This window comes from Cellulomonas sp. P5_C5, assembly GCF_054049655.1.
In genome coordinates, this window is sequence record NZ_JBFULY010000015.1 from 55,129 (window position 1) to 70,606 (window position 15,478).

General features: G+C 71.8%; 13 protein-coding genes. 10 read left to right on the top strand and 3 right to left on the bottom strand.

Features of this window, described 5'->3' with window-relative positions; genetic code table 11:
* Positions 1-67 precede the first annotated feature (67 nt).
* The 7 genes from ruvA to ACXJKF_RS13705 all read left to right on the top strand — a co-directional run bounded on the left by ruvA (position 68) and on the right by ACXJKF_RS13705 (position 8,329).
* Positions 68-679, top strand: coding sequence for a Holliday junction branch migration protein RuvA (gene ruvA / locus ACXJKF_RS13675; protein ID WP_056584333.1), 612 nt, complete (start codon positions 68-70; stop codon positions 677-679).
* Positions 672-1,730, top strand: coding sequence for a Holliday junction branch migration DNA helicase RuvB (ruvB, locus tag ACXJKF_RS13680; protein ID WP_456788252.1), 1,059 nt, complete (start codon positions 672-674; stop codon positions 1,728-1,730). Before ruvA ends, ruvB begins: the two co-directional genes overlap by 8 nt.
* A 103-nt stretch (positions 1,731-1,833) precedes the next feature.
* Positions 1,834-2,259 carry a preprotein translocase subunit YajC gene (yajC, locus tag ACXJKF_RS13685; protein WP_456788253.1) on the top strand — a complete coding sequence of 142 codons (426 nt, stop codon included), beginning with the start codon at positions 1,834-1,836 and terminating at the stop codon, positions 2,257-2,259.
* Positions 2,260-2,389: 130 nt separating this feature from the next.
* The gene (secD, locus tag ACXJKF_RS13690; RefSeq protein WP_456788254.1) at positions 2,390-4,258 is read left to right on the top strand and encodes a protein translocase subunit SecD; all 1,869 of its coding nucleotides are present in this window, start codon (positions 2,390-2,392) and stop codon (positions 4,256-4,258) included.
* Positions 4,258-5,349 carry a protein translocase subunit SecF gene (secF, locus tag ACXJKF_RS13695; protein ID WP_456788255.1) on the top strand — a complete coding sequence of 364 codons (1,092 nt, stop codon included), beginning with the start codon at positions 4,258-4,260 and terminating at the stop codon, positions 5,347-5,349. The genes secD and secF overlap by 1 nt, the downstream gene beginning before the upstream one ends.
* A complete protein-coding gene (locus tag ACXJKF_RS13700; protein WP_456788256.1) occupies positions 5,346-5,924 on the top strand; it encodes an adenine phosphoribosyltransferase in 579 nt (192 codons plus the stop codon). The genes secF and ACXJKF_RS13700 overlap by 4 nt, the downstream gene beginning before the upstream one ends.
* 80 nt (positions 5,925-6,004) lie before the next feature.
* On the top strand, positions 6,005-8,329 hold the full coding sequence (locus ACXJKF_RS13705) for a RelA/SpoT family protein (protein ID WP_456788257.1): 2,325 nt from the start codon (positions 6,005-6,007) through the stop codon (positions 8,327-8,329).
* 38 nt (positions 8,330-8,367) lie between these two features.
* Here the strand turns inward: ACXJKF_RS13705 and ACXJKF_RS13710 are convergent, their stop codons facing one another.
* The 3 genes from ACXJKF_RS13710 to ACXJKF_RS13720 all read right to left on the bottom strand — a co-directional run bounded on the left by ACXJKF_RS13710 (position 8,368) and on the right by ACXJKF_RS13720 (position 11,664).
* Positions 8,368-8,928, bottom strand: a complete 561-nt coding sequence (locus ACXJKF_RS13710) for a hypothetical protein (protein WP_456788258.1) — start codon at positions 8,926-8,928, stop codon at positions 8,368-8,370.
* Positions 8,929-9,040: 112 nt separating this feature from the next.
* On the bottom strand, positions 9,041-10,903 hold the full coding sequence (locus tag ACXJKF_RS13715) for a DUF349 domain-containing protein (RefSeq protein WP_456788259.1): 1,863 nt from the start codon (positions 10,901-10,903) through the stop codon (positions 9,041-9,043).
* Positions 10,900-11,664, bottom strand: coding sequence for a peptidylprolyl isomerase (locus ACXJKF_RS13720; protein WP_456788260.1), 765 nt, complete (start codon positions 11,662-11,664; stop codon positions 10,900-10,902). The genes ACXJKF_RS13715 and ACXJKF_RS13720 overlap by 4 nt, the downstream gene beginning before the upstream one ends.
* Positions 11,665-11,826: 162 nt before the next feature.
* Here ACXJKF_RS13720 and ACXJKF_RS13725 point away from each other — a divergent pair, with 162 nt between their 5' ends.
* From ACXJKF_RS13725 to ACXJKF_RS13735, 3 genes are all read left to right on the top strand, one after another.
* Positions 11,827-12,543 carry an MBL fold metallo-hydrolase gene (locus ACXJKF_RS13725; protein WP_456788261.1) on the top strand — a complete coding sequence of 239 codons (717 nt, stop codon included), beginning with the start codon at positions 11,827-11,829 and terminating at the stop codon, positions 12,541-12,543.
* Between the two features lie 66 nt (positions 12,544-12,609).
* Positions 12,610-14,727, top strand: a complete 2,118-nt coding sequence (locus ACXJKF_RS13730) for an intein-containing Rv2578c family radical SAM protein (RefSeq protein ID WP_456788262.1) — start codon at positions 12,610-12,612, stop codon at positions 14,725-14,727.
* Between the two features lie 70 nt (positions 14,728-14,797).
* Complete coding sequence (locus ACXJKF_RS13735) at positions 14,798-15,472, top strand: hypothetical protein (protein ID WP_456788263.1); 675 nt, start codon at positions 14,798-14,800, stop codon at positions 15,470-15,472.
* Positions 15,473-15,478 lie beyond the last annotated feature (6 nt).

A 15,478-nucleotide genomic window follows, 5' to 3' on the forward strand; every position in this document is an offset into this window, starting at 1 on the left:
GTTCGCCTGCGTGTGCCACAGTGTGCGGCAGCAAGAGTCTTCTTCTCGACGGTATGGAGGTTGACCGGTGATCGCGTCGGTCCACGGCACGGTGCAGGTGGTGCGGCTCGACGCCGCCGTCGTGGAGGTCGGGGGAGTCGGGCTCCTCGTGCACGCGACGCCGGCCACCCTGGCGGGGCTGCGGGTCGGATCGTCCGCACAGCTGGCGACGTCGCTGGTGGTCCGGGAGGACGCGCTGACCCTGTTCGGGTTCGCCGACGCCGACGAGCGCGAGATCTTCGAGACGGTGCAGACGGTCAGCGGCGTCGGTCCGCGGCTGGCTCTGGCGATGCTCGCGGTGCACACGCCCGACGGTCTGCGCCGCGCGGTGCTCGACGAGGACTTCAAGGCGCTCCAGCGCGTCCCCGGTATCGGGCTCAAGGGCGCGCAGCGCATCGTGCTGGAGCTCAAGGACCGGATCGGCGCACCGGCGAGCGTGTCCGCGCCCGCGGCCGCCGTCTTCGGCGGTGACCGGCGCGATCAGGTGGTCGAGGCGCTCGTCGGCCTCGGCTGGAACGCCCGCGCGGCGGGGGACGCCGTGTCCACCGTCCTGGAGGGCACGGAGGGTCCGGTCGCGGCCGACGAGGTCGCCGGCGTGCTGCGTGCGGCCCTGCGGACCCTGGGCGGCGGGCATGGCTGACGAGCGCGAGGAGCTGGTGACCGAGCGCTTCGCTGCCGAGTCGCTGGTCCAGTCGGGCGCCGACGACCTGGAGCGCGCCGCCGAGGCCGCGCTGCGTCCGCGCCGGCTGGAGGAGTTCGTCGGTCAGCGCGTCGTGCGCGACCAGCTCTCCCTGGTCCTCGACGCCGCCCGCGGCCGGGGCAAGGCGCCGGACCATGTGCTGCTGTCGGGCCCGCCGGGCCTGGGCAAGACGACGCTCGCGATGATCATCGCGGCCGAGATGGGCGCCCCGCTGCGGGTCACCAGCGGACCGGCCATCCAGCATGCGGGCGACCTGGCGGCCGTCCTGTCCTCCCTCGAGGAGGGCGAGGTCCTCTTCCTGGACGAGATCCACCGCCTGGCGCGTCCCGCCGAGGAGCTCCTCTACATGGCGATGGAGGACTTCCGGGTGGACGTGATCGTGGGCAAGGGTGCGGGCGCGAGCGCGATCCCGCTGACGCTCCCGCCGTTCACCGTCGTGGGAGCCACCACCCGCGCCGGGTTGCTGCCGGCGCCTCTGCGGGACAGGTTCGGGTTCACCGCGCACCTGGACTTCTACTCCTCCGACGAGCTCGAGCGCGTCCTCGTCCGATCCGCCGGGCTGCTCGGCGTGCCGCTCGACCACTCCGCCGCCGCCGAGCTGGCCTCGCGCTCCCGGGGCACCCCCCGCATCGCGAACCGCCTGCTCAGGCGCGTGCGGGACTGGGCGGAGGTGCGCGGCGACGGCACCCTGAGCCTCGTCGCCGCACGGTCCGCCCTCGACGTCTACGAGGTCGACGAGCTCGGTCTCGACCGGCTCGACCGCGCGGTGCTCACGGCGCTGTGCACGCGGTTCGGTGGGGGACCGGTGGGTCTGACGACGCTCGCCGTGGCCGTCGGCGAAGAGCCCGAGACCGTCGAGACGGTCGCCGAGCCGTTCCTCGTGCGCGAGGGGCTGGTCGGCCGGACGCCGCGCGGACGCATCGCGCTCCCGGCGGCCTGGGCGCACCTCGGGCTCGAGGTGCCGCACGGATCGGGCACACTGTTCGGCTGAGCCGCCCACCTCACGGAACCACAACCCCGGCCCGTGCGTTGGAGCGGCGAGCCGCTGCGCCTAGACTGCGGCGGACACACCACCYGATCGGAGCCGTACCGCTGTGGAACTCTTCCTCATCCTGGCCATCGCCCTGGGCGCTCTCTGGCTCATGTCGAGCCGTACCCGCAAGCAGCAGCGCGTGGCGCAGGAGTTCCGGAACAACCTCGTCCCCGGTGACGAGGTCATGACAGCGTCGGGTCTGCTGGGCACGGTCGTGGCCGTCGAGGACGACGTCATCACGCTGGAGTCGAGCCCGGGCGCGCACACGCGCTGGATCCGTGCCGCGATCGCCAAGAAGATCGAGCCGCCGGTCGAGGAGATCGACGACGTCGAGGACGACGCTGACCTCGAGGACGAGCTCGACGACCAGAACGCGGTGTCCGATGCCGACCGCATCAGCCGCGCGAACGACGACGTGATCGACGTCCCGGACGACCTGTCCTCGCTGCCGCCCGCCCGCAAGGACGGGGAGCCGGACACCAAGTAGACCGTTTCGGTCCGGGTGACGACGCCCGGACCTCGACCCCACCGGCCGCCTGCGCGGCCGGTGCGCGCACGAGAGAAGAACTCCGTTGGCTCCTCCTACACGCCGTCAGAGGCCCGTCCGCACGCTCGTCGTGCTCGGCCTCATCATCTTCGCGCTGCTCGGCACGATCGCCGCGGGGACCAAGTGGTCCACCGCGACGTGGACGCCGAACCTCGCGCTCGACCTCGAGGGCGGCACGCAGATCATCCTGACGCCGGTCGCGGAGGGCGGGGAGGACATCTCGTCGGAGCAGATCGCGCAGGCGATCGACGTGATCCGCCAGCGTGTCGACTCCTCGGGTGTCGCCGAGGCCGAGATCACGAGCCAGAGCGGCGGGAAGATCGTCGTGGGGCTCCCCGGCAACCCGAGCGAAGAGACCCTCGACCTGGTCAAGACCTCGGCGCAGATGGCTTTCCGGCCCGTGCTGGCGATGGGGAACCCGGGGCCGACGGAGACCACGCCGACGCCGGAGCCGACCGCGTCCGCCGACGCCGCGGACCCGGCCGCGCCCGCCCCGACCCCGACGCCGAGCGCCGCTGCGGAGGAGCCGTCCGACGAGCCCACCAAGGCAGCGCCGGACAACCCGAGCGACACCGCGTACTACATCACTCCCGCAGTCCAGGCCCAGTTCGACGCCCTGGACTGCACGGACCCGACCAACCTCACCGGTGGCGTCAACGGGGACCCGGACAAGGCCTTCGTCACGTGCGGCCAGGACGGCAGCGCGAAGTACATCCTTGGTCCGGTCGAGATCGAGGGCGCGCGGATCTCCAGCGCGACCTCGGGCCTGAACCAGCTGCCCAGCGGCGGTCAGGGAAACAAGTGGGTCGTCAACATCGCGTTCGACAGCGAGGGGACCACGCAGTTCACGGACGTGACCACGCGCCTGCAGGGTCTGGCCGCGACGCCGCCGCTGAACCAGTTCGCGATGGTGCTCGACGGCCTCGTGATCTCGGCCCCGAGCCTCGACACCGGCGTGATCATCGCGGACGGCAAGGCGGAGATCTCCGGCACGTTCACGCGTGAGTCCGCCGCGAGCCTGGCCAACCAGCTCAACTTCGGCTCCCTCCCGCTCACGTTCGACGTGGAGAGCGAGGAGCAGATCTCGGCAACCCTCGGGTCCGAGCAGCTGCAGATGGGCCTGCTCGCGGGCCTGATCGGTCTGGGCCTGGTCGTCGTCTACTCGCTCCTGCAGTACCGCGCGCTGGGCCTGGTGACCGTGGCGTCGCTCGTGGTCGCCGGTGTCCTGACCTACAGCATCATCACGCTGCTGTCGTGGCTGCAGGGCTACCGGCTGTCGCTGCCCGGTGTCGCCGGCCTGATCGTCGCCATCGGTATCACCGCGGACTCGTTCATCGTGTACTTCGAGCGAATCCGGGACGAGCTGCGGGAGGGTCGCACGCTCGTCGCGGCCGTCGACCGGGGCTGGGAGCGTGCCCGCCGGACCATCCTGGCGTCCGACGCGGTGAACTTCCTGGCCGCGATCGTGCTGTACGTGCTCGCCGTCGGCAGCGTGCGCGGGTTCGCGTTCACGCTCGGTCTGACCACCCTGATCGACGTGCTCGTGGTCTTCATGTTCACGCACCCGATCATGCAGCTGATCGCTCGGACGAAGTTCTTCGGCCAGGGCCACCGGCTCTCCGGTCTCGACCCGCGGCGCCTCGGTGCACCTGAGGGCAGCCGCTACGTGGGCCGTGGCCGCGTCGTGCACGGCTCCGAGAACTCCGAGGGCCGGGTCGTCGAGGACGCCGTCGTCGACGGTGCTCCCGCCGACGCCGAGCCGACGCCCCGCGTCCCGGTCGCCGTCGGCGGTGGGACCGGCGGTCTGACGATCGCCGAGCGCCGCGCCGCGGCCCGGGCAGCCGAGCAGCAGGCGGCGTCGACCACCGACGCGCCGGTCGACGCACCCGCCCAGGAGTCCGAGCCCGAGTCCGGGCGCACCGAGGGGAACGAGCACTGATGGCCGCCGGATTCGCCCAGTGGGGCAACGACCTCTACACCGGCCGTCGGTCGTACGACATCGTCGGTCGCCGCAAGATCTGGTTCACGATCTCGACGATCCTCGTGATCCTTTCCGCGATCTTCCTGGTCAAGCCGGGCCTCAATCCCGGCATCGAGTTCCGCGGCGGCTCCGAGTTCGTCGTGTCCGGGGTCTCCGACACCAACCAGCAGCTCGCGATCGACACGGTCACGCAGATCTCGCCCGAGGAGCAGCCGAAGGTCACGACGGTCGGCTCCGACTCGCTGCGCATCCAGACCTCGACACTCACGGACGACGAGGTCACCGAGGTCAAGAACGCCCTGGCGGAGGCGTACGGCGTGCCGGCGACCGACGTCACCAGCTCGTTCATCGGTCCGTCGTGGGGCAAGGACATCTCGCAGAAGGCCATCACCGGGATCCTGGTCTTCCTGGTCTTCGTGACGATCGTCATGACGATCTACTTCCGCAACTGGCGGATGGCGTTCGCCGCCCTGATCGCGCTGTTCCACGACCTGCTCATCACGGTCGGCGTGTACGCAGCGATCGGGTGGGAGGTCACTCCGGCAACGGTGATCGGCTTCCTGACCATCCTCGGGTACTCGATCTACGACACCGTCGTCGTCTTCGACAAGGTGCGGGAGAACACGGCGGACACGCTGCTCCAGTCCCGGTACACGTACGCCGAGAAGGCGAACCTCGCGGTCAACCAGACACTGGTTCGCTCCATCAACACCTCGGTGGTCGCTCTGCTCCCCGTGGGCGCGATCCTGTTCGTCGGGGCATTCCTCCTCGGCGCGGGCACGCTGCGGGACATCGCCCTCGCCCTGTTCGTCGGCATGCTGATCGGTACCTTCTCGTCGGTGTTCCTGGCCACCCCGTTCGAGGTGGCGCTGCGCGAGCGTGAGCCCGCGATCCGTGAGCACACCAAGAAGGTCCTGGACGCCCGTGCCGCACGTGCGGCCGGCGGCGAGGACGAGCCGGTCGCGGCCGGGGACCTGCGCGTGGCGGTCGGCGCCCTCAAGCCGGGTGCCCACCAGGGCAACGCCGCGCAGCCCAAGCGCAAGCGATGACAGCTCCGGACGGCGCGGCGGGGGTGCCCACGGGCGCCCCCGCGGCGCGTGCGGACCTGCTGCGCCGCATCGACGAGCTCGTCCGGCTGGTGCCGGACTACCCGCAGCCGGGCATCCTCTTCCGCGACATCATGCCGCTGCTGGCGGATGCCGACGCGTTCGCGCACGTCATCGCCGAGATCGCCGGACGCGTCGACGGTCCGGTCGACCTCGTCGCAGGGATGGAGGCGCGCGGGTTCCTGCTCGCCGCCCCGGTCGCCGTGGCGCTCGGCGCAGGTGTGCTGCCGGTGCGCAAGGCGGGCAAGCTCCCGGGGCCGACCGCGACGCAGTCCTACGAGCTGGAGTACGGCACCGCGACGATCGAGATCCACCCCGCCACGGTTCCCACGGGTGCCCGGGTTCTCGTGATCGACGACGTGCTGGCCACCGGCGGCACGGCCGCTGCCACCGTGGCGCTGCTCGAGAGGTGCGGAGCGCAGGTCGTGGGCCTGTCGTTCCTGGTGGAGCTCGAGTCGCTGCGCGGGCGCGACCTCCTGGCGGAGCGCCCGATCGACGTCCTGCTCGCAGTGCCCTGACCAGGGCCGCTGCCACGCTCGTGCACGTCGCACCCGTTCCACGGTCGTAGACTGTCGCCTCGACCGTGGGAGGGGGTGTGATGAGCGAAGACGTCCGCACGCCCGAGACCGGTCTCCCGCCCGCGCAGAACGACTCGCCGTCGAGTCGCATGCGTTCGCGCCTGGGCCGCTTCGGTGCCCGCAGCGGGGCCGCGTTCCCTGCGATCGAGCCTGTCCTGCAGGCAGCCCGCACCAACCACCCGAAGGCCGACCTCGCCGTGGTGGAGCAGGCGTACGTAGTGGCCGAGAAGGCCCACCGCGGCCAGCTGCGCAAGAGCGGCGACCCGTACATCACGCACCCGGTGGCAGTCGCGACGATCCTGGCCGAGCTCGGCATGACCCCGTCGACGCTCGCCGCCGCGCTGCTCCACGACACCGTCGAGGACACCGACTACTCGCTGGACCAGCTGCGCCGCGAGTTCGGACCCGAGATCGCGATGCTGGTCGACGGCGTGACCAAGCTGGACAAGGTCACCTACGGCGACGCCGCGCAGGCCGAGACCGTGCGCAAGATGGTCGTCGCGATGTCCCGGGACATCCGCGTGCTGGTCATCAAGCTCGCCGACCGCCTGCACAACGCTCGCACCTGGAAGTTCGTCGCGGCGGCGTCCGCGGAGAAGAAGGCGCGCGAGACGCTCGAGATCTACGCACCGCTGGCTCACCGGCTCGGCATGAACACGATCAAGTGGGAGCTGGAGGACCTCTCGTTCGCGACCCTCTACCCCAAGKTCTACGACGAGATCGTGCACCTGGTCGCCGAACGGGCCCCCGCCCGCGAGGAGTACCTGGCGACGGTGCGCGAGCAGGTCGGGGCTGACCTGGGCAAGGCCAAGATCCGGGCCACGGTCACCGGTCGGCCGAAGCACTACTACTCGATCTACCAGAAGATGATCGTGCGCGGTCGCGACTTCGCGGACATCTACGACCTGGTCGGGGTCCGGGTCCTGGTCGACTCGGTACGGGACTGCTACGCGGCGCTCGGCGCTCTGCACGCGCGGTGGAACCCGGTGCCGGGGCGGTTCAAGGACTACATCGCGATGCCCAAGTTCAACCTGTACCAGTCGCTGCACACGACGGTGATCGGGCCCGGCGGAAAGCCGGTCGAGATCCAGATCCGTACGCACGACATGCACCGCCGGGCCGAGTACGGCGTGGCCGCGCACTGGAAGTACAAGGAGAGCGCGAAGAACGCGGGGACGACGGACAAGGACTCCGCCGGCAACGACATGCAGTGGCTGCGCCAGCTGGTCGACTGGCAGAAGGAGACCGCCGACCCGAGCGAGTTCCTCGACTCGTTGCGGTTCGAGATCGCCGGGTCCGAGGTCTACGTCTTCACGCCGAAGGGTGACGTGATCGGGCTGCCGTCCGGCTCGACGCCCGTCGACTTCGCCTACGCCGTGCACACCGAGGTGGGCCACCGCACCATGGGCGCCCGCGTCAACGGGCGCCTGGTGCCGCTGGACTCGTCGCTCGAGAACGGCGACGTGGTCGACGTGTTCACGTCGAAGTCCGAGACGGCGGGCCCGTCGCGCGACTGGCTCGGCTTCGTCAAGAGCCCACGCGCGCGCAACAAGATCCGCCAGTGGTTCTCCAAGGAGCGCCGCGAGGAGGCGATCGAGCACGGCAAGGATGCGATCGCGAAGGCGATGCGCAAGCAGAACCTGCCCATCCAGCGTCTCCTGTCGCACGAGTCCCTCGTGGCCCTGGCGAACGAGATGCGCTACGCCGACGTCTCCGCGCTCTACGCGGCGATCGGCGAGGGACAGGTCTCGGCCGGCACGGTCGTGCAGCGGCTCGTGCAGTCGATGGGTGGGGAACCCGCCGCCGAGGAGGACCTCGCCGAGGTCGCGCGGCCTGGCCAGACGCAGCGCCGGGTCCGCACCGGAGACCCCGGCGTCGTGGTCAAGGGCGTCGACGACATCTGGGTCAAGCTGGCCAAGTGCTGCACGCCGGTCCCCGGAGACGAGATCGTCGGCTTCGTGACGCGCGGTGCGGGCGTGAGCGTCCACCGCAGCGACTGCATCAACGTGACAAGCCTGCGCTCGGAACCGGAGCGCATGGTCGACGTCGCCTGGAGCCACAACAGCACGTCGCTGTTCCTGGTGCAGATCCAGGTCGAGGCGCTCGACCGCAGTCGTCTCCTCTCGGATGTCACGCGCGTGCTCTCGGACTCGCACGTGAACATCCTCTCGGCGTCCGTCTCGACGTCGCGTGACCGGGTCGCGCTCTCGCGGTTCGTCTTCGAGATGGCCGAGCCCTCCCACCTGGCCTCCGTGCTCGCGGCGGTGCGCAAGGTCGAAGGGGTCTTCGACGTCTACCGGATCACCGGGGCCAAGGCGGCCGAGGAGCCGGCGATCCGCGCCTGAGCGTCACAGGTCGTGCGGCTTCACAGGTCCTGCGGGCCTCACAGGCCGTGCAGCGTGGAGTACGCCTGACGGATCCCGCGGTGGCCCCGCAGGCCGGCGAGGCGGTCCAGGGCGCGGGTGGGCTCGAAGCCGACGGCGACGAGTGCGTGCAGCGTCGGCACCGCGTCGACCGTCGGCAGCATCCGCGCGATGTCGATACCGGTGCGCTGCACGGAGGTCGCGCGGTGCTCCCCGACGCGCACCACGTCCGTCGGCAGCAGGTTCGCCTCCGCGGCGACGCGAGCGGGATGCGGGTCGGTGCGCCGCTCGCCCGTCCTGACCAGCACCTCGACCCGCACCGGCGGATACCGGCCGGTGTGCACCCACGCGGCGGTCCGGCGCCCGATCACCCCTCTGGCGGGCACCAGCGGAGCGAGCGCGGCCGCTCGCAGCTCGGGGGTGTCGGGGAGGTCCGCCGCGATCGCCACGTCACCCCACACGACGCGGACGACCCCGTCGCGCAGCAGACCGAACCAGGCCGCCGCGCCGACGTCGTCCCGGGTCACTGTGCGGGGGAGGGCGGGGACGGTCGTGCGGAACGCGTCGAGACGGGTGCTCACCGCAGCAGCATGACCGTCGGTCGGGCGACCCAGCGGAGCCACGGCAGATCTGTGGACGACCGAGGCCCCCACCCGGACAGGGGTGAGGGCCTCGGACGCGTGACGACAGGCGTCAGCCGCGAGCGTCCTGCGCCGCGCGCTGCACCTGCTCGAGCCAGGAACGACGGGCGTCGAGCGCTGCCTGCGCGTCGGCGATCTTGCGGGCGTCGCCGACGGCCTTGGCGCGGTCGAGGTCGGCCTCGAGCCCGGCGATCGCCTGCTCGAGCTGCGCGGCAGCCCCCTCGGCGCGCGCACGCGTCTCGGGGTTGGTGCGCTTCCACTGGGCCTGGTCGGTGTCGCGGACCGCGGTCTCGACGGCCCGCAGGCGACCCTCGACACGCTGGACGTCGGCGCGCGGGACCTTGCCGGCAGCCTCCCAGCGGTCCTGGATGCGGTGCAGCGCCGACTTCGCGGCAGCCAGGTCGGTCACCGGCAGCAGCGCCTCCGCCTCGACGAGCAGCGCCTCCTTGACCTCCAGGTTCGCGCGGAACTCCTCGTCCGTCGCCGCCGACTGGGCGTCACGGGCCGCGAAGAACGCGTCCTGCGCGGCACGGAACCGGGCCCACAGGGCGTCGTCGTCAGCGCGGCTGGCACGCCCGGCGGCCTTCCACTGCGCCATGAGGTCCCGGAACACCCCCGCGGTGGCGCCCCAGTCGGTGCTCGACTGCAGGCGCTCGGCCTCGGTCACCAGGTTCTCCTTGACCTGCTTGGCCGACGCGTTGCGCGACTCCAGCTCGGCGAAGAAGTGGCGACGCTCCCGGTCGAACGTGGTGCGCGCGTGGCTGAACCGCTTCCAGAGCGACTCCTCCGTYGGCCGGTCGAGGCGCGGGCCGGAGCGCTGCGCCTCCTTCCACTGGTCGAGCAGGAGACGCAGCTGCTCGCCGGCGGGCCGCCACTGGATGCGCGACGGGTCGGTCGACGCGATCTTCTCGGCCTGCTCCACGATCTCCGTCCGGGCGAGGACCGCGGCCTCCCGCGCGGCGGCGCGCTCGGCCTCGGCGACGGCCCGGCGCTCCGCGGCGGTGGCCCGGAGAGCGTCGAGACGCGCACGGAGCCCGTCGAGGTCACCGACGGCGGCAGGCTCGGCCACCTCGTCGGTGAGGCGGGCCAGCGTCTGGTCGATCTCCTTGACGGACAGGTCCGTCGCAGCGAGTCGCGCCTCGAACAGCGTGACCTTGGCCTGCAGGTCCAGGAAGCGGCGCACGTAGAGCGCGAGCGCCTCCTCGGTGGTCGCGCCCGGGTACTGACCGACGACGCGCTCGCCCGCGGCCTCGCGGACCGACACGTTGCCCTCGTCGTCGACGCTGCCGAACGTCKCGGCGTGCGCTGCCTCCGCGGCGTCCTGCGGGGGTGCGACCGGTGCCGCGGGAGCAGCGGCGTCGATCGTCGTCGGCGCGGGGTGCGCCGGGGGGTGCGGGACCGGACGCGGACGCGGCACGGGACGGGCGGACGACGGCGTCGGCACGGGGGCGGCTGCCGGCTCGACTGCCGGCTCCGGCTCGGTGGATGCCTCGGCCGCCGCCGGCGCCTCGGTCTCCGGCTCGGCGGGCGTGGCGGAGGCTGCGGGCTCGGGCTCGGCAGCGGGCTCCGACTCGGCGGATGCCTCAGCCTCGGCCACAACCTCAGCCTCCGGCTCGACGGACGCTGCAGGCTCGGGCTCGGTGACCGTGTCGGTCGACGCGTCAGCGGCGTCGGTCGCGTCAGCCGCGCCCTCTCCGGTCGGAGCGTCAGAGGGTGCGTCGTCGACGAGCGGCGCTGCGTCGGGCTCGGGCGCCGACGAGTCGTCGGGCACGTCGACCGGGGGAGCGTCCTGCGTGACCGTCTCGACCGCCGCGTCGTCGACCTCGTCGGGCACGGCGGGTGCCTCGGGCTGCTCGGCGTCTGCTGCCGGCACGGAGTCGTCGGGCACGGGTCCGGACGTCGGGGTCTGCGTCACTGGATGTTCACTCCCTCGATGATGACGTCGGACACCGGGACCTCGGTCCCGTCAACGGTGCCCGCGTCGGCGATGGCCTGCAGCACGTCCATGCCGGACGTGATGTGGCCGAACACGGTGTAGCCACCCGCAGAGTCTGCGGGAATAGGTGAGTCCTCGTAGACCAGGAAGAACTGGCTGCCCATCGAGCTGCCGTCGTTGCTGGTCCGCGCCATGGCGATCGTGCCCGCCGGGTACACGCCGTCGGCCGGCGCGTTCTCGATCGGGCCCCACGTGTAGCCGGGGCCGCCGGTGCCGCCCGTGGTCGGGTCGGCCGTCCCGAGCGCCGTCGGGTCGCCGCACTGGAGGACGAAGATGCCCTCCTGCGTCAGCCGATGGCACTTCGTCGTGTCGAAGTAGCCCTTGCCGGCGAGCGTGACGAAGTTGGCGACGGCCTGGGGGGCCGCGGCGCCGTCGAGCTCGATGCCGAGGTCGCCCTGCGTCAGCGCGATGTCACCGGTCCACGTCCGACCCTGCGCGAGCGACGGGTCCGGGACGTCGGCCGAGTTCGCGGGGACCGTGGGGGAGGGCGTGGACGTCGCGGCGGGCTCGTCGTTGTTCAGGGCGAGCGCGGCGACGACACCGGTGGTGAGCACGAGGGCGGCGACGATGCTGCCTGCGATGACGCGCTGGCGATGGCGGCGGGCGCGCGCCTTGGTCTGGCGCTCCTGCCACTTCTCGTACCGGCGGCGCTCGTACTCACGCTCGGTCTTCGTGGACACGCACTCGCTCCTCGCGTCGTCGTTCGGTGCGACCGGTCGTCCGCCAGCCGCACTGCATGTAGGGGACCCGGGACAGTCTAGGCAAGCCTTGGCGGCGGGCGACCAGCGGCACCGCCGTGCGACATCACAGTCCGGACACGCCGGGCGGCTACCGTGCGTGCCATGCAGGTCATCACGGTCGTGTCCGCGGTCTTCGGGGCCCGGTGCTCCGTCCTCGTCGACGACTCCGGGTCGTGCGTCGTCATCGACGCCGGTGCGGGCGTCACGGACGACGTCCTGGCGCTCGTCGCGCAGCGGGAGCTGCGTCCGGCGGCGGTGCTGGCCACGCACGGTCACGTCGACCACACGTGGGACGCCGGCCGCCTGTCCGAGGCGCTCGACGTCCCGGTCGTCCTGCACGCGGCCGACGTCTACCGCCTTGCGGACCCGTTCGGCACGCTGGGCCTGCTCGGCTCCGCGGGGGGTCCGTCCCACGACCCGTCCGGTCCGCTCGCGCAGGCGATCGCCGCCACCGGGATCGATCCCGGCAGCTACGAGCCACCACGACGGGTCGAGGCGTTCGGGACGGTCTCCGCCGTGGGCTCCGCCGACTCCGTGCTCGAGCTCGGCGGCCTGCGGGTGGTCGCCCGCCACGCACCGGGTCACACGGAGGGATCCACGCTCTACCTGCTCGGGTCGCTCGCCTTCACCGGGGACGTCCTGTTCGCGGGCTCGGTCGGGCGCACGGACCTGCCGGGCGGGGACGACGCGACGATGCAACGGACCCTGCGGGACGTGGTCGCGACCCTGCCGCCCGAGACGGTCGTCGTCCCCGGGCACGGCCCGACCACCGACATCGCCACCGAGCTGGTCCACAACCCGTACCTGACGCGGCTCTGACAGCTCCCGGCGACCGGAGGAGCGCGGCTCCTTGACAGGCGTTCGAACACATGTTCGCATGGCGTCATGCGATGGGACGCGCAGCGACTGGGCACCGACGACGCGACTGCCCTGCCAGGTCTCGCGCTCGCCGGGCTCCAGCGGAGCGTGCGCACCCCGGAGTTCGCGGGCGTCACCTTCCACGAGGTCACCTGCAAGAGCGCGCTGAACAAGGTGCCGGAAGCGTCGCGGATGCCGTTTCGCTGGACCGTGAACCCGACGAGGGGCTGCCTCCACGCATGCACCTACTGCCTGCATCCGGACACGCAGATCCTTCTTGCCGACGGACGTGAACGAGCGCTTCGGGACATCGCGGTGGGCGACGTAGTCATGGGTACTCGGCTCGTCGGACGCTATCGGCGCTACGTCCCGTCGGTCGTGCGGGACACGTGGGCGACGCACAAACGCGCCTACCGCGTCACGCTCGGCGACGGAACTGTCCTCGTCGCCAGCGGCGACCATCGGTTCCTGACGCCACGGGGTTGGAAGCACGTGGTCGGGGCCATGTCCGGACCCGGGCAGCGGCCGTACCTGACGACGAACGACAAGCTCCTCGGCTTCGGCACGGGAGGGCGAATCCACCGGGGCGGTGCCACCGACGACTCCGACTATCGCCGCGGCTACCTCGCCGGGATGATCCGTGGGGACGGCATGATGCTGCGTCGCACCTACATGCGTCGGTCAGGGACACCGAACTGGGTGAGCATGTTCCGCCTAGCGCTCGCCGACGTCGAAGCGCTCGATCGAACAGAGAACTACCTGGCGGAGGAGGGAGTGCCGACGAGGCGCAGACCCTTCGCGGCACAGACTGCGCAACGACGTGCCATGACCGCGATCCATACGTCGCGCGCGGCCGACTACGACAGGATCACCGGACTCATCGCGTGGCCCGCGGTGCCGAGCCGAGACTGGTCGCGGGGATTCCTCTCTGGCCTCTTCGACGCCGAGGGCAGCTGTTCTCGGGGAGTCCTGCGCATCTCCAACTCCTGTCCCGAGATCCTTGCGATGGCCAGGCGTTCCTTGACCGCCCTGAAGGTCGGTCACGTCCAGGAGGCGCCACGGTCGAACGGAGTGGCCCAGATCCGGGTCACGGGCGGTCTTCCGGCGAGGATGCGGTTCTTCGGCGAGACGGAGCCGGCCATCAGCCGAAAGCTCGATCTCGTGGGCGCCGCGGTGAAGTCCGATGCCGACCTGCGCGTCGTCGGCATCGAGGACCTGGGTGAGCAGATCGACCTCATCGACATCACGACCGAGACAGGCGACTTCATCGCCAACGGCGTCATCAGCCACAACTGCTTCGCCCGTCCGACGCACGAGTACCTCGAGCTTGATGCCGGCCGGGACTTCGAGACCCAGATCGTCGTGAAGACCAACGTCGTCGACGTGCTGCGGGCCGAGCTCGGGCGGCCGTCGTGGGCGCGCGAGCACGTCGCGCTGGGCACCAACACCGACCCGTACCAACGGGTCGAGGGCAGGTACCGGTTCATGCCGGGGATCATCGAGGCGCTCGCCCACAGCGGCACCCCGCTGTCGATCCTGACCAAGGGCACGCTGCTGCGCCGAGACCTGCCGTTGCTCGCGGAGGTCGCGCGCACCGTCCCGGTCGGGATCGGCGTCTCGCTGGCCATCGGGGACGAGTCGCTGCAGCAGGCCGTGGAGCCGGGCACGCCGACGCCCCGCGCCCGGCTCGACCTGATCCGCGCGGTGCGGGAGGCCGGGCTGCCGTGCGGGGTGATGGTCGCCCCGGTCCTGCCGTGGCTGACCGACGACCGCGCGCAGCTCGACGCGCTGCTGCGCGACCTCGCCGACGCCGGCGCGACCGGGGTGACGGTCCTCCCGTTGCACCTGCGCGGACCGGTCAAGCCCCTGTTCCTCGCCTGGCTGCGCGAGCACGCGCCGGCCCTCGTGCGCCGCTACGAGGAGCTGTACGGACGGGGTGCCTACGCGCCGCGCGAGTACGTGCGGTGGCTCGACGAGCGCGTCCGGCCGCTCCTGGTGCGGCACGGCTTCGCCGACCGGGCGGGACACCGTGCCGGGCGGTACGAGACGTCGGGAGAGGGGACGTACCCCACCGGGAGCATCGCCTCGGCCGGTCTGGTGGCGCTCGAGCCGACGGTCGCGGCGGCGCAGCCGGTCCTCTTCTGAGGCGCCGGAGGGGCACCCGGGAGACGATGGGCGGCGTCGCGCGGACCCGTCGAGAGGAAGGACGCCCCAGGTGACGACCCCGACCGGCGCTGAACGAGCGGGCAGGACCGCACCCCACCGCTTGACGTTCGACGGGCACATCGCCGGGTTCGGCACCACCGAGGGCACGCGGATCGTGGTGGGTCGGTGGCTGACGTCGCCGCTGGGCTCCTTCACGGACGTGATGGTCGAGCGTGCCGACGGGTTGCGCGTGCTGCTGGCTCCGCGCGACGACGTGGCAGACCTCGTGGCCGGTACCTATGCGTTCGACGCGGTGCACGTGGTGCCGGTCGGGCTGCGGGCCGACGAGGGCCGACGACGCTGGCGTCTGCGCGCCGGGCCGCTGACGGCCGACCTCTCGATCGGCTCGCGTACCACGGTCGGGCGTCTGCTGGCGGTGGTGCCGCGACACCGTGCCGCTGCACCGCTGGTCGCTACCGTCACCGATCCGTTCGCCCGCCTGCTCCTGGACGGGGTCCGCACGCGCGGCACCGCCGGCCAGGGCAGGCGCGAGTGGTACGTCGCCGACGACCAGCACGCGATCACCGCCGTCCGGGCGCTGTGGGGGTCGGCCGACCTCGGCGCCCTCGCACCGGTCGCGCCCGCGGTGCGGTTCGGTTTCTCCTCGGTGCCGGCGGCGCCGAGCGTGACCCGGGTGCGGACGGTCATCGAAATGTCGGCGGGCCGCAGTCGGCCCGGGCACTAAGATCGT